This is a genomic window from uncultured Actinomyces sp., assembly GCF_963542285.1.
Taxonomy (GTDB): Bacteria; Actinomycetota; Actinomycetes; order Actinomycetales; family Actinomycetaceae; genus Pauljensenia.
This window is the reverse complement of sequence record NZ_CAUTWQ010000005.1, coordinates 13479-30809: the sequence shown is the minus strand read 5'-3', so window position 1 is coordinate 30809 and position 17331 is coordinate 13479. Positions and strand designations below refer to the sequence as shown.

The following is a 17331-nucleotide window of genomic DNA, read 5'->3' as shown; positions in this document are numbered from 1 at the left end:
TTAGGAGCGACCAAAACCCTTGGAGATGGCATCCAGTGCACCGGTGAGATCCGAAGGAAGAACCCACAACTTTGAAGCCTGACCATTAGCAATGCGAGGCAGCATCTCCAAGTACTTGTAGGACAACAGTTCAGGAGTTGCATGCCCCTGATTGATCGCATTGAAGACAACGGAAATTGCTTCCGCTTCACCCTCTGCGCGGAGGATCTGCGCTTGGCGTGCACCCTCAGCTTGAAGAATCAGTGCTTCCTTCTCACCACGTGCTTGAAGCACTTGGGCTTCCTGCTGCGCTGATGCGGCAAGAACCGCAGCCTGCTTAGCACCTTCTGCCTTCTTAATTTGCGCCTCACGCTCGGCTTCAGCGGTCAAGATGGTGGCGCGCTTCGTACGTTCGGCGGTAATTTGCTGCACCATTGCAGAGAGAACATTCGGCGGTGGCTCAATTGACTTGAGCTCAACGCGTGTCACGCGAATACCCCACGGACCGGTTGCTTCATCAAGCACACCACGAAGTTGCTTGTTGATGGATTCACGGCTGGTCTGAGTTTCTTCCAGATCCAAGGAACCGATGAGGTTACGAAGAGTAGTTGCAGTCAGCTGTTCGATCGCCTGCAGGAAGTTAGCGACTTCGTAGGTTGCACTACGAGGATCGGTAATCTGGAAATAGATGACCGAATCAATTTCAACCATCGCCTGGTCTGCAGTAATCACGGACTGCGAAGGGAAATTGACAACCTGTTCGCGCAAATCGATGCGTGCAGCAACGCGATCAACGAAGGGAACAAGCAGGTGAATCCCACCATGCAGAACGGAACGGAAACGACCAAGTCGTTCCACGACATATGCTTCAGACTGCGGGACAATACGAACAGCGCGAGCGATAGCGATCATGACGAAAATCGCCAGCACAGCCCCGACTATCATTACGATGCTCCCGACGGGATCTTCATTCATCAGTCGCTCCCCTTTCTATGAGTAAACCGAATGAAATTAAGAGTGAAGTGGTTGAACAACTGCGGTGGCACCGTCAATGGCGACAACCGTCACCTCGGCGCCGACAGGAATCAAACCTTCGGCACTTCGTGCACTCCACTCACCACCTGAAAACTGAATTCGACCATCACGTTCACCCACCAATTGGGTGACGTAACCGGTCTTACCGATCAACGCATCAGCATTGGTTCGAACATCCTCACCTGAGCGTTGAATACGTCCTTTCATCAACGGACGAATCGCGAAGATCAAAAGTATTGAAACAACGACGAAAACGACGAACTGGGCTAGGGTTCCTCCACCGAAGAGCGCGACAAAACCTGCCGCGATTGCAGCGATGGCAAACATTAGGAAAACGAAGGTAATACTCAAGAGCTCGACGATGCCGAAGACGAGCGCGGCAAGAAACCACATCCACCATGCAATCATTGGTTTTCACCTACTTCTGTGTACCGAAAAATTGATCAACGGCGTAATCCACGAGCGAACCAACGGCCGTTTTCGTTCTCTACGCTGAGTGCTAGTTCGAAGGCATCTGAAAGTACTCGGCCATTCAGCACCTCATTGACTGTGCCGGCAGCGAAGATCTCTCCGCCTTTCATCACCGCTGCGTGGGTAACCCCCTGTGGAATTTCTTCAAGGTGATGCGTCACCAAAATAACCTGAGGGGCATTCTTTCCTGCGATGATCTCTTCCATCGCGGCAACGAGAAGCTCTCGCGCTCCAAGGTCGAGACCAGCAGTGGGTTCATCAAGAATGAGCACTTCGGGATCCGACATCAAGCCGCGTGCAAGAACAATCCTTTGGCGTTCACCCTCAGACAAGGTGTGGAAAGGACGTTCCTCAAGGTGATCAACACTGAAAAGACCGAGCAAGTCACGAGCACGCCGGGTATCGATATCTTCGTAAGTCTCTGCGAAGGGTGCAGAGACCCCCCACGCTGCTGAGCGCACCACATCAATCACGCGCATACTTGCACGTAGTCGTTGGGTGGTCGACAAAGATACTAACGAACAGCGCGATGCAAGTTCTTGGGGCTGGAGATCATTGATCGGATTGCCATCAAAACGAACACTTCCGCTTGTCGGTTGAACTTTTCCGCTCGCAACCCGAACAAGAGAAGTTTTTCCTGCCCCATTTGCACCCAGAACGGCCCACTGCTCGCCGCGATGGGTATTCCACGTGATGTTGGTCAGAATCTGCGTTTCGCCACGCGTTAAAGCAACGTCATCGAGCTCAATTACCGTATTCATTGTCTTAGTATCCCGCAGCTCACATTAGGTGTCCTCTTCAAAGCCATCAGCTCAGTGAACGAGCTTTTGATAAAGCGCGACAGTCTTATCACCGATCGCATCCCACGAGAATAATTCACGTGCGCGGCGCAAACCTGCTTGCCCCATTTGTTGAGCCTTCTGAGGCGACGACAGCACCTCGATCAAGCGATCAGCCATATCGCGTTCAAATTGTTCAGGATCCAGCGGGGTCCCGGTCCCATCATGAAGCTGCTCGATCGGCACAAGATAACCTGTCTCACCATCGACAATGACATCTGGAATACCGCCCGTTGCTGTTCCAACAACAGGCAGACCAACAGCCATAGCCTCCAAATTAACGATGCCAAGAGGCTCATAGATCGAAGGAGTAATAAAGACAGTCGCGGCATCTAAGAGGGCAATAAGATCGGCACGAGGGAGCATTTCGGAGATCAAAACGACACCATTACGACTATCGCGTAGCTCGGCCACTAGTCCTTCAACTTCGGCGGCAATCTGCGGCGTATCTGGCGCACCAGCGCAGAGGATTACCTGGACTTCCTCGGGAAGACGACGTGCAGCGCGCAGGAAGTAGGGCAGTCCCTTCTGGCGAGTAATTCGCCCAACGAAAATCACTGAAGGCCTGTCCGGATCTACACCCCAGTGATCAAGGACCTTAACCTGATGTTCTTTCTCAACATCGGTTGTTGGAATATGCCATTGAGACAGATCAATTCCGTTATGGATGACATGAACACGTTCGGGATCCACGGCGGGGTAGGCGCGCAAAATGTCCTCGCGCATTCCGTGTGAAACCGCAACAATACCAGCCGCGGCCTCGTAGGCAGAACGCTCAACGAAAGAGGAAACGCGGTACCCACCACCGAGCTGCTCAGCCTTCCATGGGCGCAGCGGCTCCAGCGAATGAGCCGTGACAACGTGGGGAATATCGTTCATCAAGGACGATAGGTGCCCGGCAAAATTTGCATACCACGTATGTGAGTGCACGAGATCAGCGCCAACCGTATCGGCCGCAATGGCGATATCAACGCCAAGCGTGCGTAGAGCAGGGTTGGCATGTGCCAGCTCCGGGAGATCCGAATATCCGATGACGTCTCCCGCATCTTCGCGAGGACCGTCAAAAGCGTGAATACGAAGCTCATCCACTCGAGAGCGAAGAACCTTAGCTAATTCAGTAACATGAACTCCCGCGCCTCCGTAAATATGTGGCGGGTATTCTCTGGTCAACAAGTCAACGCGCATGTGAGCTCCTTCGACGCATGGGTGCTTCTAGCTTAGCGGAAATTTCTCTCTCAATATGTTCTTCACCACGTTCTAAAATCGGCAACCAAAAAGAGGAATTTACGCATACTCTAGAGCCATGGCTAAAAATCATGTTCTCGCGATCGTTCTAGCCGGAGGCGAAGGTAAAAGGCTGATGCCTCTCACCATGGATCGGGCAAAGCCTGCCGTTCCCTTCGGTGGTCATTACCGACTCATTGATTTCTCACTGTCAAATATGGTCAATTCCGGCTATATGAAGATCGTTGTACTGACTCAGTACAAATCGCATTCATTAGACAGGCACGTAACTCGTACCTGGTACACCTCTCCTCTGCTTGGCAATTTCATTGCCCCAGTTCCCGCCCAACAGCGTCGTGGGCCACACTGGTACTTGGGAAGCGCGGATGCTATCTACCAGTCACTCAACATCGTTGATGATGAAAATCCCGACTATATTGTCATCACTGGTGCTGACAATATTTACCGTATGGACTTCTCACAGATGGTCCAACACCACATCGATTCCGGGCTTCCCGCAACAGTCGCAGGAATTCGCCAGCCCATCGAAGTAGCATCGGCCCTCGGGGTAATCGAAGGCAAGGATGGCCACGTCGATAGGTTCGTTGAAAAGCCTCAGAATCCAGTTGGCCTCGAGGATGATCCCACCCAAGTTCTGGCTTCGATGGGCAACTACGTCTTCACAACTCAGGATCTGATTGCCGCGCTTCGGGAAGATGCTGAGGACCCCCTGTCGAAGCACGATATGGGCGGGAATATTATTCCGTGGTTCGTTGAGCGTGGTATGTGCGGCTACTACGACTTCAAGGACAACAACGTTCCCGGTTCGACGGATCGAGACCGCGATTACTGGCGTGATGTCGGTACCTTGGACGCCTACTATGAGGCAAATATGGACCTCATTAGTGTTCATCCGGTCTTTAACCTCTACAACAGGGATTGGCCCACGATGACGCTTTTGGATGGCTCATTGCCTCCTGCGAAGTTCGTTTATGGAGATGAGCATTCGCGGATGGGACACGCAGTGGACTCCTTCGTTTCGCCCGGAGTGATTATTTCGGGTGGCGAGGTTTACCACTCCATCGTTTCTCCAAATTCCTATGTCCACTCATGGGCGCAAGTCACTGACTCGGTGATCATGCACGGTGTGCGTGTCGGGCGTTCCTCACAGGTCGTGAAGACAATCCTGGATAAGAACGTCGTCGTTGAAGAAGGCGCGATCGTCGGTGTCGATTTGGAACACGATCTCGAACGCGGCTTCACAGTCACGGAATCAGGAATCACCGTCGTCCCCAAGGGAACAATAGTGACCCGTTAGTTCGTGAGAACCTAGTGAGCCCCCTGCGTGGATCATCACCGCAGGGGGCTCACTCTAGTTATTCAATGATGTTTACAGCTCCATCCCACCCGTTAAGACATTGCCCAATAAGATCACACAGTGAGCGTGGGTATACCTCATGGTTCTCGGCATATTTCTCGAGTTCATGAAGATCCCACCAACGGTATTCATCGATGACTCGTTGTTCTTCTGGGGTCCAATGAGAATCACTGAGAGGCTGCGCGTGAACGCGTGCCCAGAAAATTTCTTCATCTTGGCGAGCAGTAAGACTCTTAAAGTCAAATATTGCCTGTCGACGTGCGACCGGCCCAATGAGTTCATTCTGCCGAAGTTGTATACCGGTCTCTTCGAAGACTTCTCGTAGGGCAGTTTCTTGGCTTGTTTCCCCGTCCTCAACTCCCCCACCAACGGTGAACCACCATGAGCGCGTGGGATTATCAGCGTCGTGTCCTCTTACAAGAAGAACACGATTTCCTTCGTCGATGAGGATTACCCGCGCTGCGTTTCGATGTGGGAAGCCTTCCTCATCACGAGGCCACTGTAGAACGCTCACGCGCTCACCCGTCGTGCCGCTTGCGAAAGTTCCGTCAACGAGAGGAACTTCTTCCGCGCTTCAACCGCTTTCGTCAGCAGTTCACGATCGTAAGCATCGCGTGCGGGATCTTCACGCTTTCTTAAAGGACGCGCATACTCATCAAGACCAATGGCGGCAAGAGAATTCAAAAAGAAATTCATTGCTTTACGGGCCTCTGAACCTGCGCTAGCAGCCCACTTGATGGCATTTCGACGCTGCGCACGGTCGGTAACCATTTGAAGCTCAACAGGAAGCACCCAGCCTTGAACGACATAAGGAGTTAATCCCTGCTGGATATGTTTTGCTTCACGTGAAGATTGCGTAATCAGATAGATCAACCAACACGTAAAAATCGGAACCTCAATGGTGATGTAAGAATGGAACCAACCGCCGACACCATTACTGCTCGCAAGAAAATTCCATAGACCATGGAAGAACACCGCGGTTAGGTAACCAAGTACGACTCGAATAGTGCTCCACAATGCACCGTAGCGACGAATCAAAACAAGTGCGATGGCCATTCCAGTAAAAGAGGTTGCCATCGGATGGACGAATGGCGAAAGGATACCTCGGGTAAAAACCGTCGTTGTCAGCATAAATGCACCGGAAGAGCTGGTTCTCAGAAAGTACTGAATATTCTCAATGAAAGCAAACCCTGCACCAACGATGCCTCCGCAGATCAGACCGTCAAGTCGCGAATTAATGGAATTTCGGCGTGCAAGGACGAAGATGATGACACCAATGCCCTTGAAGAATTCTTCAGCAACCGGTGCAACAAAAACAGCCACGATGACCGCTGCAGAATCTTGATCACCGAGTGTGCGAGCAATATCTAGATTTAAGGTGCTATTGACGACCAACGAAGAAAGCGTTGCGACACCTGCTCCCCAAATGAAGCAGATGAAATTAGATTTCCAGCCCTCACGCTCCCATCGATCAAGGTAACTCAGCACTCCGAGGACAATAACAAGCGGGATTAATGCCAAGGTCGTCATGACTGCAGCGGAGACAACACCACCCGTACGTACGTACGTCACCATGAGAACAATGACACCGATGGTTCCCAAAATTGTGAAGATAATTTCAAGGAAAGGCAGCGAGCGGACACGTTGAGGAATTCGCCATGTGGGAGCTTGCGCGGGTGCGGGGTCTTCAGGACCGAATAGTTCAGCTTCGGTCGTTCTGATCTTCTTCAGCCGATAGTCCTCACCGGGACCTCCCCAACGCGGGTGTGTTTCACTCATTTAAAAGCCGTATCCGTCTTCAATCGTGTCGTCATCAAAATCAATTGTCTGCGCCATTGGCGCATGTCCTGCAAGATGTGCAATCCGTACCCAGCTTCTCTCACGAATCTTATGCGTCTGAGTAACGTAAAGGTTATGCATTGATCGCGCTAGTTGGACCTTATAGGAGACCTGGTCCAGTTCGCGCAGTTCGCGAGACCAATAATCATCGCCATCAATCTCTTTACGGAGCTCTACGTTAAGTGCGCTTCGAAGAATTCTTGAAAGTTGCGACTGAATCTCAAAAAATTCGATGACCTTCTCACGTGTTTGGGTGTCGCGGATGCTTGCCTCGCTTGTTCGTCGATCTAGTCCATCGGCAACAAGAGGAATCATCTGCCGGCGCGCCCTGGTCGAAGTCTCCCGGATCTCTTGAGATTCGTCAGAGGTGAACCCCGGATAGTCAGCGATCCTCTCGCTATAGCGTGCTCGTTCATCAAGAAGAAATGCCAGCGAATCCCTCGTCGTTAAAATCCGCCAATGAAGACGGTCAAGTCGTGTTGCAAGAATTGCTGATTGACGCACAACAATCGCCAGTGCGACCAAAACAAGAACCAAGAGAACAAGGGTCAAAGTATTACTCATCGTCTTCGGCCTCGTTCCTGCCACGGATAAGATCGAGCGTCGTCGGGTCCGATGGCTGCGCTTGCGCAGAGGCTAAGACGGTCTGATACAAGGCTAAGACTTGGTCGGTGACCGTATCCCATCCATAACGGGAACTCGCAATTTTTCCGCGGTGCGCAAGCATTGCGAGTCCCTCAGAGTCACTAAGAAGTTTGACTAGTTGACGAGCCAGATCCTGACTATTTCCGGCCTCAAATAGGGCACCTACTTCTCCTTGTTCAAGGACTGCTCTAAAGGCCTCGAGATCAGAGGCAAGTACTGCACAACCGGCTGCCATTGCCTCGACAAGAACAATTCCAAAGGATTCCCCACCGGTTTGGGGAGCAACATAAACACTTGCGCCCTTCAGTAACGAAGCCTTATCTTCATCGCTCACACCACCAAGGAATTCGACTGAGTCCCCAAAACGCTCCAATTGTGAGCGGTATTCATGTGCATTTCCGCGTCCAGCAATAAGAAAGCGGGCACCTGGGATTTCTGCAAGCACCGTTTCGATCGCTGCAGAGAAGACTGGCAATCCCTTCCGGGGTTCATCAAGACGGCCGAGGAAAACAACGACCGGGCGCTGTGGAGTTGCTTCCCATTCGGGTTTGATCTGGGCCTGCTCGAAGAAATGAGTATCAACCCCATTGGGGATAATCACCGCATCGCCACCATTATGCTCAACGAGCGTCCGGCGTGCTTCTGCTGAAACAGCAATACGGGCAGCAAGTTTTTCCAATAGCGGGTCAAGCGCAGAGGAAGAAACGGAACGAGAGAAGGAATAATCCAATGCTGCATGGAAAGTTCCAACAACCGGAATCTCGGCTGCACGCAACGCCAACATTGAAATAGAGGGTACTTCTGGTTCGTGGACATGAAGAAGATCAAAGTAGCCTTCATCAATCCAACGTTTCGTTCGTATGTTAGCCAAAGGAGTAAAGGAGAGACGTGCGACTGAACCATTAAAAGGAACAGCGACCGATGAACCCACGGTGGTGATCCACTCGGGAAGATCATCAGTATTTTTCGCAGGAGTGAGGACGCTCACCTCGTGTCCACGCTTCATTAGCTCCAGCGCGAAATCGCGGATGTGGAACTGAACGCCACCCGGCACATCCCAGGAGTAGGGGTTAACGATACCGACTCTCACCTATTCTCCTTTCTGTGCCGCACGCTTACGCGCCCGAGCCAAGCGCTCCGGATCTAAATCCTCAACAAAAACTGCTTGCATCATATGCCACTCACGAATCCGACGTTGAAGAATCGGAAGGAGCGCAGTCACCCATTTCTGGGTGAGCTCAGGTACGTCTAAGTCCTCGACCTGTGGATCATAGAGATTCTCAGTAACTTCTAAACGCACAAATTCTGGGCTACCAGAAGCATCAACATCTGACACAACCCCAGCTATGAGCGGGGCGTTGAGCGCTCGTGCAAGTGCTGCTGGCCCCGCGGCAACCAAAGCAGATTTGGTACCGAACTCAACCTCGATACCGGTTCCGGAGATATCGCGGTCAGCAAGAAGCGGGATCACAAGGTTTTTCCTGCCCTTTGCTTGCTCAAGCAAGGAATGAAAAACACTATCTCCCGGTGAGACCCCGATAATCTCCATCCCGACGTCCGTGCGCAGCTTCACGAAGGCATCGAAAAGCTCAGGAGGATTCAATCTCTCGGCAACAGTGAGTACGGAAATGCCCTGCGCGCACACAGCAGCACCTACACGATCGAAGGTTCCCGCATGCGGTAAAGCCAAAACAACTGGACCTTCGCTGGCAAGACGAAGGAATTCTTGTGCCTGGCTGAGATCAACACGTGCACGAAGCTTCTCACCAACGCTGCCACCAAAACTCAACTGCTCAACATACGCATTGATATGCGAGCACACGGCATCTCGAAGCTCACGTTGTGAAATCTTGCGTCCGAGAACACGCTCATGGTTGGCTCGCATTCTGCGCACGCTGGAACCATTGAGAAGACACATGAGATCGGCTCCACGTCTGCCGAGCCATGTGACCAAGGAGAAAGGTAGTCGAGGAACTACTCGGAAAGCCCATACCAAGGCACGCCCTGACATTAGGACTCCTGGGGTGAAGGAAGATGCGTTGCTGTGAAATGCACCCGCTGGATAACAGTAACGATCGATGCAAAAGCAACCCAGCATAGCCCTGCGGCAAAGAAGAAGGCTGGAGCACCCCAACCGTAAAGAGCTGCTCCCAATAGAGCAACAATCAATCGATCAGTACGCTCTGCAATCCCCACTTTGGCAATAACACCGACAGACTCTGCGCGCGCACGGGCATAGGGAACGGTCGCCGCGCCAACAATCGCGATGAGGCCCGCGATAATCGCTACTGTTCGCGTTGTCGAAGGTTCCATGGTGAAGACGGCGAAAGCGACAAGAGAAGCAAAAACAGCACCGTCCCCCAGGCGGTCCATCGTCGAGTCGAGGAAAGCACCAAAAGGCGACGATGTCCCACTCATTCGAGCGAGAACACCATCAATCGAGTCGCAGAAAAGAACGACAGCGAGAGCAAGGGCTCCTTGCCAAAGGTAGCCAAACGGGAAGGTCGTGACAGCAACCGCGATCGTCACAACGGTTCCGGCAATAGTCACCATATTGGGAGTAATGTGCGCTGCTAAGAGCACTCTCGCGACAGGAGTAAAAATAGCTTTCGTTATCGAGCGTCCGTGGTTTCCAAGCACTATTCCTCCGATGATATGGGCCATGCAGCGGCTAGCCGAGCACGCGCATCCTCAAGTAGTTCAGGCACTGCCTTGGTACGGGCAATGATTGGGAAGAAGTTTGCGTCTCCTGCCCACCTGGGAACAACGTGTTGATGGAGATGGGCAGCGATCCCCGCACCCGCAACATCACCTTGGTTCATACCCAGATTGAATCCTGCGGGATTCGCCGTCGCACGCTCCACACGCATTGCAGTGGCAGTCAAACGACCGAGTTCAATACGTTCTTCGTCAGTCAGATCCGTGTAGTCAGAGACATGGCGGTAGGGACAGACCAAGAGATGCCCGGAGTTATACGGGAAGAGATTCATCAGAACGAAACAGCTCACACCGCGATGAACGATGAGCCCCTCTTCGTCTGTGCGCGATGGCGCAACACAAAAAGGACACTCTTCCGACGAGGAATCGGCGGGCTTGTGATCGCCATTAATATAGGCCATTCGGTACGGCGTCCATAAACGGTCGAAACCGTCGGGAACGCCAGCGAATTCCCGGGAATCCTCGGTCGGAAGAGTGTCACTCATTGCTATCAGTCCTCAGCGCTGGGATCAGCGTTATTGCGGGTCGTGATGTGGTGAGCAATACGCTCAACCGCCTCGTCAACGGGAACACCATTGAGCTGGGATCCATCGCGGAAACGGAAGGACACTGCCTGCGCTTCTTGGTCTTCCCCGCCCGCAATCAAAGTGAAGGGAACCTTCTGCTTTGCGGCGTTACGGATCTTCTTGCCAAAGCGATCATCGGAATGATCGACTTCGACGCGAATACCACGCTCGCGCAAACGCTGAGCAACCGTATCCACGTACTCATCGAAGGCCTCGGCAACGGGAACAAGGCGTACCTGCACGGGCGAGAGCCACGCTGGGAATGCTCCTGCATAGTGTTCGGTCAGCACACCGATGAAGCGTTCAATCGAACCGAACTTCGCCGAGTGAATCATAACCGGCTCGCGGTGGCTTCCATCGGGAGCGGTGTACTCCAGACCGAAACGGTGCGGTTGGTTGAAGTCGTATTGAATCGTCGACATCTGCCAGGTACGACCAATTGCGTCCTTGGCCTGAATCGAAATCTTAGGACCGTAGAATGCAGCACCGCCCGGATCAGGAACAGTATCCAAACCGGTTTCTTCTGCGCAGCGACGCAAGATTTCGGTGGCTTCCTCCCACTGCTCATCAGTTCCGATGAACTTATCCTTCTTCTTCCCATCGGTATCACGGGTAGAGAGCTCGAGGTAGAAGTCGTTCAAACCGAAATCGCGAAGAAGCGTCAAGATGAAGTTCAACAGGTGCTTAATTTCATCACCCGCTTGCTCGGGCATCACATAGGAGTGCGAATCATCCTGAGTGATGGAGCGAACGCGAGTGAGCCCCTGAAGAACACCGGACTTCTCATTGCGGTACACAGTGCCGAACTCAAAGAAGCGCAGCGGAAGCTCGCGGTACGAACGGCCTCGGCTCCTGAAGATCAGGTTGTGCATGGGGCAGTTCATGGCCTTGAGGTAGTACAGCTGACCGTCATCATCCATGGGCGGGAACATCCCATCCGCATAGTACGGAAGGTGACCCGAGGTGTGGAAGAGATCTTCCTTTGAGATGTGGGGGGTACCCACATAGAGGAATCCGTTTTCAATGTGGGCTTCGCGCACGTAATCTTCCATAACGCGCTTGAGCACGCCACCCTTGGGGTGGAAAACGGGAAGACCAGCACCAAGCTCCTCTGGGAAGGAGAAAAGATCAAGCTCAGCACCGAGACGACGGTGATCGCGTCGTTCAGCTTCCTTGAGTCGTTCTTGGTAAGCGATAAGGTCGTCTTTCGAGGCCCAGGCAGTTCCGTAAATTCGCTGCAGTTGATCGTTAGCTTGGTCACCGCGCCAGTAAGCGGATGAAGACTTGGTCAACGCAAATCCGTTACCAATGAGTTTTGTCGAAGGCAGGTGCGGACCACGGCAGAGGTCTTTCCAAGCGGTGGTCCCATCACGGCGGACATTGTCGTAAATGGTGAGTTCCGCACCACCAACCTCAACAGAAGCATCCTCTGCTCCCCCACCCTTAGTGGTGATGAGCTCAAGCTTGTAGGGCTGATCGGCAAGTTCTTCGCGTGCTTCTTCCTCAGTGACAACGCGGCGACGGAAAGCCTGGCCTTCCTTCACAATTCGCTTCATGCGTTTTTCAATATCGCGCATGAGCTCAGGAGTGACGGAATCAATATTCCCGAAGTCATAGTAGAAGCCGTCAGTGATGAAGGGTCCAATTCCCAAATTCACATCGGGGAAGATCTCTTGGACTGCCTGCGCCATAACGTGAGTGCAGGAGTGACGCAGGATCTCTAGGCCTGCTGGGGAATTCAGAGTAATTGCGTCAACAATTGCGCCGGCAGGAATTTCGCGGGAAAGATCCCATGCGTTCCCATCGACCGTCATCGCGACGACATCACTGCGGGATTCGTAGTACTGCGTTCCGGTGCAGCCTTCTTCAATTTCGACCGCAACACCATCAATAGTTGCGTTGATAACAGGCACGAGCTGTGCTCCTTCGGGTTCTGGCGTCTTGCGCCATCTCTACCCACTGACTGCACGCATACGATGGCGTGTCAAACGCTCTTTCGAGAATCAGCAGGCTTGGACCCTTCTATCGTAGCCGCCTCGCCCCAATGTCACGAACGAAGAGCACGCTTAATTGAGAGTAGATTTCGCAGACCCGCATACAGACGCGGACGCAAAGGCAGATCCCATGCTCCCGGGACGTCCGTATAGCCCTGCGCAAAACTCAACTTGTATTTCCCGACTGTAAATAGTTCGGGAACCCGAGGTGAGTGAATTCCCATCAGGTCAATACCGCCATTGACATCAAGCTCAGGTCCCAATATGACGGCACACTGAACATCAAGCTCAGGCATTACTCCCAATTTGCGAGCCTTCGCAGTCGTTGCGCCGTAATAGCATTCAGCCTGACGATCGTTGATAAGGATCAAATTCCATGCGACCACTTCCCCATCGACTCGGAGGACGAAGAGGCGTGAATGCTCAGGGCCAAGGATTTTCAACATAGTTGAGTAGACCTGGGCGGGGTGAGGACTGAAACCATCGCGCTCGGCGGTCTCTTTCAGTACCTCGTAGTACTCAGCGAAATCTTCCGCAGCCTGATCGCGCTCGTCAGCAATCGTTGTCTGGACTTCAGCCAATGCTTTGCGTGAACGCCGGAGCTGACGGCGTCCTTCCTTTGGCATATCTGCAAGGATCTTTTCCTCGTCACCACCATAGGAACGGATGATGACGGTGCGGTCGTAGGTAATAATCTGCATGACATCGCGAAGATCGGTGTCATTAAAAATCGCATTGAGGCGAATAAAAACGATCGATGAGTCTTTCTGACGAACGTAACGTCCAAGCGCATCACGAAAAGCACGTTCGCGGCTCGGTGTGGCCTCCTTGAGCCACACCGGTCCGTGTTTCGCCCAAAGGTAGCGTGCACCTCGCATTGAGTACTCGTAGAGCGCGACAAGAGCAATGCGCTTGCCATTTTCTAAATACTCAAAACGTCCCCAGAGCTTGCGCCCCTCAACTGCCTCGTACTGCTCCCAAATTGCGGACTGTTCAATGGGCAGAGGAGTCACTCCGGCAGCGCCAATACGCATTTCCTCGGCAGTGATCTCACGAAGCTGTGAATCTGTCATAAGAAAAGTCCCCTTAGAATGAACGATCGTTCGCTTGAGGGTAGTACCTATGGAACTTTCGATAGTGATTGAGTTTTTGCAGGTGAAGTGTCAGTGAGCGACGCAGGTCCGAATCGGCTGAGTAGAAGAGCGGATCGAAACGCTTCCCGCCTCGAATCAAACTACGCACTCGCTGGGCAAGTTCGGGCTCTCGGATGTATCGCAAGAGCAATCGATCGGGAACCATCGAATAGAGGATTTCCTCGTGTACTTCTTCAGGGCTATGTTCCACACCGCGAACAAGATCATCAACCATTGGAATCATGGGGTTATGTCCCGCCGCGGTCATATACCAAGAGTTCCGCCCAATTCGCGGATTCACTTCAAAGAAAAGCGCGCGACCATCACGTGGATCAATCTTCACATCGAAGTTAGCAAAGCCACGATAGTTCGCTGCCTCAAGAATGCGTCGTGCATCCTCCCACAACTGAGGAAACGCCTCGGTAATCATTGCAACGGGATTACCAATCATGGTTGGCGCGTGGTCTTCCAAGAGAACACGCGCGGAACCAATCAAGGTCATATGCCCGTGAGAGTCGACATAGGCGGTGACTGAACGCATCTGCGTGTTATCTCCAGGAATCAGTTCCTGAACAATAAAGTCACCACGGAAGCCAACACGTCCCAAAAGATCCCAGAGGTCGTTCAGTTCCTCTTGGCTCTCGACAAACCAGATCTTGCGTTTTCCTTCAAATTCCAAGGCATCGTAATCATTACCGCGCGCAGCTTTTGCCACCACGGGGAAATCAAACGGAATTTCGGGACGGACAGGAGCCTCGGAAGAAAAATTACGGAAAGAAACCACACGCGTCGCCGGCGTGGGTACTCCCAGTTCATCACAAAGCTGAGCAAAGGCGCCCTTATCCGTCACGCGGTCAATAACGTCCATTGAGGGAAATGGGAGTGCGTAATGTTGGCTCAGAGCATCCCAATGACGCGCAACAAATTCAGAATGAAGGTCATGATTAGCAACAAGGACCAGAGAACGATCCGAATAGGTATCGGCTAGTTTCCCAAGCGTTGCCAGAAGGTCCTCATCGGAAGCATGCGCAACGATCGGCTCAACCCGGCAAAAGGCAGAACGCGAGATCGCAACAGTCGGCGCGTGAGACAGTACGATCGAAGTCACACCATAGGCCTCGTGGAAAGAACGCGCAAGAGCATAAACTCCAAAATCTCCGCCCAAAAGTACAGGCTGCACAACAGGGGCATCGGCCACGGTCATTGCTTCTCTTTCTCTGTAACAGGTGAACCCCTCCAGCATAGCGGAAGGGGTTCACGGACACGTCGCTACTCGCTCAGACGTTAAAACCAATCGCACGCAACTGTTCGCGACCATCGCTTGTGATTCGATCAGGGCCCCAAGCAGGCATCCAGACCCAATTGATCAAGACATCATCCGAGAGCGAAGCCAGTACCATCTGAGCCTGGCGCTCGATAATGTCAGTCAGAGGGCATGCCGCGGAGGTCAAGGTCATGTCGATAACAATTGAATCATCCGTTGCAACCTTGACACCGTAAACCAAACCAAGGTCAACAATATTGATGCCTAGTTCGGGATCGATGACATCTTTGAGTGCCTCAAGTACATCAAGGCCGGCGATGCTTCCGCCCTCGATGATGTCAGTTCCTTCGACATTAAATACATGCGCCGAGGCCGCATCGGGAGCAGAAGCAGAACCCTGCTCGGACGTGGCAGAGCTTGCAACTGCAGAAGGCGCAGGGGCGAAGCGCTGCTCGACAGCATCAGTTTGTGCCATCGGGTTGGAAGAGGTATCCATTACTCGTTTTCTCCTGCAATATCGGTTCCTAGCTGCGCGAGAGCATCGCGCAATGCATACCATCCAAGGAGCGCGCACTTCACACGATTCGGGAACTGTGACGTTCCCTCCAATGCAGCGGCATCACCAAGGATGTCGAGGGTATCGTCATCCACGCCCAGTCCGCGTGAATGCATCATTTTCTCCATGGCAGCATAGAGCTCACGGACATGCTCCAAATCAGCTCCGCTCACCATGTCATGGAGCATCGAGAGAGATGCTTGTGAAATCGAGCAGCCATCACCATCCCATGTCAGTGCCTCGATCTGACCGGAGTCAGACAGAGTCACACCAAGTGTAGTCTCGTCTCCACAAGTCGGATTCACCTGATGCGATGAGGCTGCAAGACTTGAGGGATCACCAGTCCCGTGGCGCTCACGCGCATGATCAAGAATCACCTGCTGATACATCTGTTCAAGGCTTGACATCATTTGCCTCCGAAGTAGGAACGAACCTGTCCTAAGGCATCGATGAAACGATCAATCTCTTCACGAGTTGTTGTCGGTCCAACGGATGCTCTCGTCGAGGAACGGACTCCAAAGAAGTGATGCAATGGAATGGCACAATGATGGCCGACTCGCACCGCGATGTCCTGCGAATCCAAGACCTGTCCAACATCATGCGGGTGGACTCCCTCAACGGCGAATGCGACGACACCGATCCGTTCTTTATCCGCACCCGGTCCCAACACGCGAACACCGTCAATTCCAGAGATGCCTTCAAGCATGTAGGAAGTCAGAATGCGTTCGTGCTCAGCAATACGTTCCATACCGATACCACTGAGGTATTGAAGAGCAGCACTCCAGCCAACGATCTGAGCAATCGGCTGGCTACCGGCTTCAAAACGCTCGGGGGCAGGCATAAAAGTCGAGGACTCCATGGTGACATCCTCGATCATCGAACCACCGGTCAGAACAGGGGGCATCTGTGAAAGAAGCTCGGCTCTGCCCCACAGTGCTCCGATACCGGTTGGGCCCAGCATCTTATGCGAGGAGAAGACCGCAAAGTCAACTCCGAGTTCCCTGACATCGACCGGCATGTGTGCACTGGACTGACAAGTATCAAGAAGCACAAGAGCGCCGCATTGACGTGCACGCGAAACGATCGCCTCAACAGGAGAAACCGCACCGGTCACATTCGACACATGTGTGAAGGCAACCAGACGCGTGTGATCATCAATTACCCCAAGAGTCTCACAATCAATCCGGCCATCTTCATGAAGGTCGAGCCAGCGAAGCTCCGTCCCGGTTGCAGCACAGAGCTGCTGCCATGGAACTAGGTTTGCATGATGTTCTGCTCGGGTAATAACAATGTTATCTCCCGCCGCAAGCTTGACAGGTGACGGCTTCGCAGCACTGTCTAGCGATGCATTTCGCATTGCTAGTGCAACTAAATTAATTGCCTCTGTAGCGTTCTTTGTCCAAACGATCTCATTGGCACGACCACCAATAAAATCAGCCAGAATCGAGCGTCCTTCTTCGAAGGCAGCAGTCGACTCGTCACCCAGCAGATGCGTCCCACGATGTACTGCGCCATTGCTGGTGCGGTAGAAATTACTGATCGCATCGATGACCTGTACGGGCTTTTGCGAAGTCGCACTGAAATCGAGATAGGCAATGGGCCTGCCACCGCGGCCGACCCTCCCGAGGATGGGAAAGTCAGCACGCAGCCGCGAGAGTTCTTGAAGCGAAAAGTCTTCAGTCACCGGAAA

General features: G+C 52.8%; 18 protein-coding genes. 1 reads left to right on the top strand and 17 read right to left on the bottom strand.

Features of this window, described 5'->3' with window-relative positions; genetic code table 11:
* From RW023_RS03380 to glgA, 4 genes are read right to left on the bottom strand one after another with little or no spacing between them, the layout of a single operon-like run.
* On the bottom strand, positions 1–954 hold the full coding sequence (locus tag RW023_RS03380) for an SPFH domain-containing protein (protein WP_315579896.1): 954 nt from the start codon (positions 952–954) through the stop codon (positions 1–3).
* 36 nt (positions 955–990) lie between these two features.
* Entirely contained in the window at positions 991–1422 is a 432-nt protein-coding gene (locus tag RW023_RS03375) for an NfeD family protein (protein WP_315579895.1), read from the bottom strand.
* A gap of 35 nt (positions 1423–1457) precedes the next feature.
* Complete coding sequence (locus RW023_RS03370) at positions 1458–2246, bottom strand: ATP-binding cassette domain-containing protein (protein WP_315579894.1); 789 nt, start codon at positions 2244–2246, stop codon at positions 1458–1460.
* A 51-nt stretch (positions 2247–2297) separates the two neighbouring features.
* Positions 2298–3509, bottom strand: a complete 1212-nt coding sequence (gene glgA / locus RW023_RS03365; RefSeq protein ID WP_315579893.1) for a glycogen synthase — start codon at positions 3507–3509, stop codon at positions 2298–2300.
* A 118-nt stretch (positions 3510–3627) separates the two neighbouring features.
* Here glgA and RW023_RS03360 point away from each other — a divergent pair, with 118 nt between their 5' ends.
* Positions 3628–4866: a glucose-1-phosphate adenylyltransferase gene (locus RW023_RS03360; protein ID WP_315579892.1), complete on the top strand. Its 1239-nt coding sequence runs from the start codon at positions 3628–3630 to the stop codon at positions 4864–4866.
* Positions 4867–4924: 58 nt separating this feature from the next.
* Here RW023_RS03360 and RW023_RS03355 read toward each other — a convergent pair whose 3' ends face one another.
* The 13 genes from RW023_RS03355 to RW023_RS03295 all read right to left on the bottom strand — a co-directional run bounded on the left by RW023_RS03355 (position 4925) and on the right by RW023_RS03295 (position 17325).
* Positions 4925–5440, bottom strand: coding sequence for an NUDIX domain-containing protein (locus RW023_RS03355; protein WP_315579891.1), 516 nt, complete (start codon positions 5438–5440; stop codon positions 4925–4927).
* The gene (locus tag RW023_RS03350; protein ID WP_315579890.1) at positions 5437–6705 is read right to left on the bottom strand and encodes a PrsW family intramembrane metalloprotease; all 1269 of its coding nucleotides are present in this window, start codon (positions 6703–6705) and stop codon (positions 5437–5439) included. Before RW023_RS03350 ends, RW023_RS03355 begins: the two co-directional genes overlap by 4 nt.
* A complete protein-coding gene (locus RW023_RS03345; RefSeq protein WP_315579889.1) occupies positions 6706–7329 on the bottom strand; it encodes a hypothetical protein in 624 nt (207 codons plus the stop codon).
* A complete protein-coding gene (locus RW023_RS03340; RefSeq protein WP_315579888.1) occupies positions 7322–8500 on the bottom strand; it encodes a glycosyltransferase family 4 protein in 1179 nt (392 codons plus the stop codon). Before RW023_RS03340 ends, RW023_RS03345 begins: the two co-directional genes overlap by 8 nt.
* Entirely contained in the window at positions 8501–9421 is a 921-nt protein-coding gene (locus RW023_RS03335; protein WP_315579887.1) for a lipid A biosynthesis lauroyl acyltransferase, read from the bottom strand.
* The gene (gene pgsA / locus RW023_RS03330) at positions 9421–10050 is read right to left on the bottom strand and encodes a phosphatidylinositol phosphate synthase (RefSeq protein WP_315579886.1); all 630 of its coding nucleotides are present in this window, start codon (positions 10048–10050) and stop codon (positions 9421–9423) included. The genes RW023_RS03335 and pgsA overlap by 1 nt, the downstream gene beginning before the upstream one ends.
* Positions 10050–10613, bottom strand: coding sequence for an HIT domain-containing protein (locus tag RW023_RS03325; protein WP_315579885.1), 564 nt, complete (start codon positions 10611–10613; stop codon positions 10050–10052). Before RW023_RS03325 ends, pgsA begins: the two co-directional genes overlap by 1 nt.
* Before the next feature lie 5 nt (positions 10614–10618).
* Complete coding sequence (gene thrS / locus RW023_RS03320) at positions 10619–12607, bottom strand: threonine--tRNA ligase (RefSeq protein WP_315579884.1); 1989 nt, start codon at positions 12605–12607, stop codon at positions 10619–10621.
* Positions 12608–12741: 134 nt separating this feature from the next.
* On the bottom strand, positions 12742–13761 hold the full coding sequence (locus RW023_RS03315; RefSeq protein WP_315579882.1) for a GNAT family N-acetyltransferase: 1020 nt from the start codon (positions 13759–13761) through the stop codon (positions 12742–12744).
* Positions 13762–13774: 13 nt separating this feature from the next.
* The gene (locus tag RW023_RS03310) at positions 13775–15025 is read right to left on the bottom strand and encodes a carboxylate--amine ligase (protein WP_315579881.1); all 1251 of its coding nucleotides are present in this window, start codon (positions 15023–15025) and stop codon (positions 13775–13777) included.
* A 73-nt stretch (positions 15026–15098) separates the two neighbouring features.
* Positions 15099–15581, bottom strand: a complete 483-nt coding sequence (locus RW023_RS03305) for a metal-sulfur cluster assembly factor (RefSeq protein WP_315579880.1) — start codon at positions 15579–15581, stop codon at positions 15099–15101.
* Positions 15581–16048, bottom strand: coding sequence for a Fe-S cluster assembly sulfur transfer protein SufU (sufU, locus tag RW023_RS03300; RefSeq protein WP_315579879.1), 468 nt, complete (start codon positions 16046–16048; stop codon positions 15581–15583). Before sufU ends, RW023_RS03305 begins: the two co-directional genes overlap by 1 nt.
* Positions 16048–17325: a SufS family cysteine desulfurase gene (locus RW023_RS03295; protein ID WP_315579878.1), complete on the bottom strand. Its 1278-nt coding sequence runs from the start codon at positions 17323–17325 to the stop codon at positions 16048–16050. The genes sufU and RW023_RS03295 overlap by 1 nt, the downstream gene beginning before the upstream one ends.
* Positions 17326–17331 lie beyond the last annotated feature (6 nt).

What these genes read in the sequence shown, in the direction of transcription:
- RW023_RS03310 (WP_315579881.1), bottom strand. Translation starts at nt 15,025, where the DNA reads ATGACCGTGGCCGATGCCCCTGTTGTGCAGCCTGTACTTTTGGGCGGA.
- glgA (WP_315579893.1), bottom strand. Translation starts at nt 3,509, where the DNA reads ATGCGCGTTGACTTGTTGACCAGAGAATACCCGCCACATATTTACGGA.
- RW023_RS03325 (WP_315579885.1), bottom strand. Translation starts at nt 10,613, where the DNA reads ATGAGTGACACTCTTCCGACCGAGGATTCCCGGGAATTCGCTGGCGTT.
- sufU (WP_315579879.1), bottom strand. Translation starts at nt 16,048, where the DNA reads ATGTCAAGCCTTGAACAGATGTATCAGCAGGTGATTCTTGATCATGCG.
- RW023_RS03370 (WP_315579894.1), bottom strand. Translation starts at nt 2,246, where the DNA reads ATGAATACGGTAATTGAGCTCGATGACGTTGCTTTAACGCGTGGCGAA.
- RW023_RS03335 (WP_315579887.1), bottom strand. Translation starts at nt 9,421, where the DNA reads ATGTCAGGGCGTGCCTTGGTATGGGCTTTCCGAGTAGTTCCTCGACTA.
- RW023_RS03350 (WP_315579890.1), bottom strand. Translation starts at nt 6,705, where the DNA reads ATGAGTGAAACACACCCGCGTTGGGGAGGTCCCGGTGAGGACTATCGG.
- RW023_RS03380 (WP_315579896.1), bottom strand. Translation starts at nt 954, where the DNA reads ATGAATGAAGATCCCGTCGGGAGCATCGTAATGATAGTCGGGGCTGTG.
- RW023_RS03375 (WP_315579895.1), bottom strand. Translation starts at nt 1,422, where the DNA reads ATGATTGCATGGTGGATGTGGTTTCTTGCCGCGCTCGTCTTCGGCATC.
- RW023_RS03360 (WP_315579892.1), top strand. Translation starts at nt 3,628, where the DNA reads ATGGCTAAAAATCATGTTCTCGCGATCGTTCTAGCCGGAGGCGAAGGT.
- RW023_RS03305 (WP_315579880.1), bottom strand. Translation starts at nt 15,581, where the DNA reads ATGGATACCTCTTCCAACCCGATGGCACAAACTGATGCTGTCGAGCAG.
- RW023_RS03345 (WP_315579889.1), bottom strand. Translation starts at nt 7,329, where the DNA reads ATGAGTAATACTTTGACCCTTGTTCTCTTGGTTCTTGTTTTGGTCGCA.
- RW023_RS03315 (WP_315579882.1), bottom strand. Translation starts at nt 13,761, where the DNA reads ATGACAGATTCACAGCTTCGTGAGATCACTGCCGAGGAAATGCGTATT.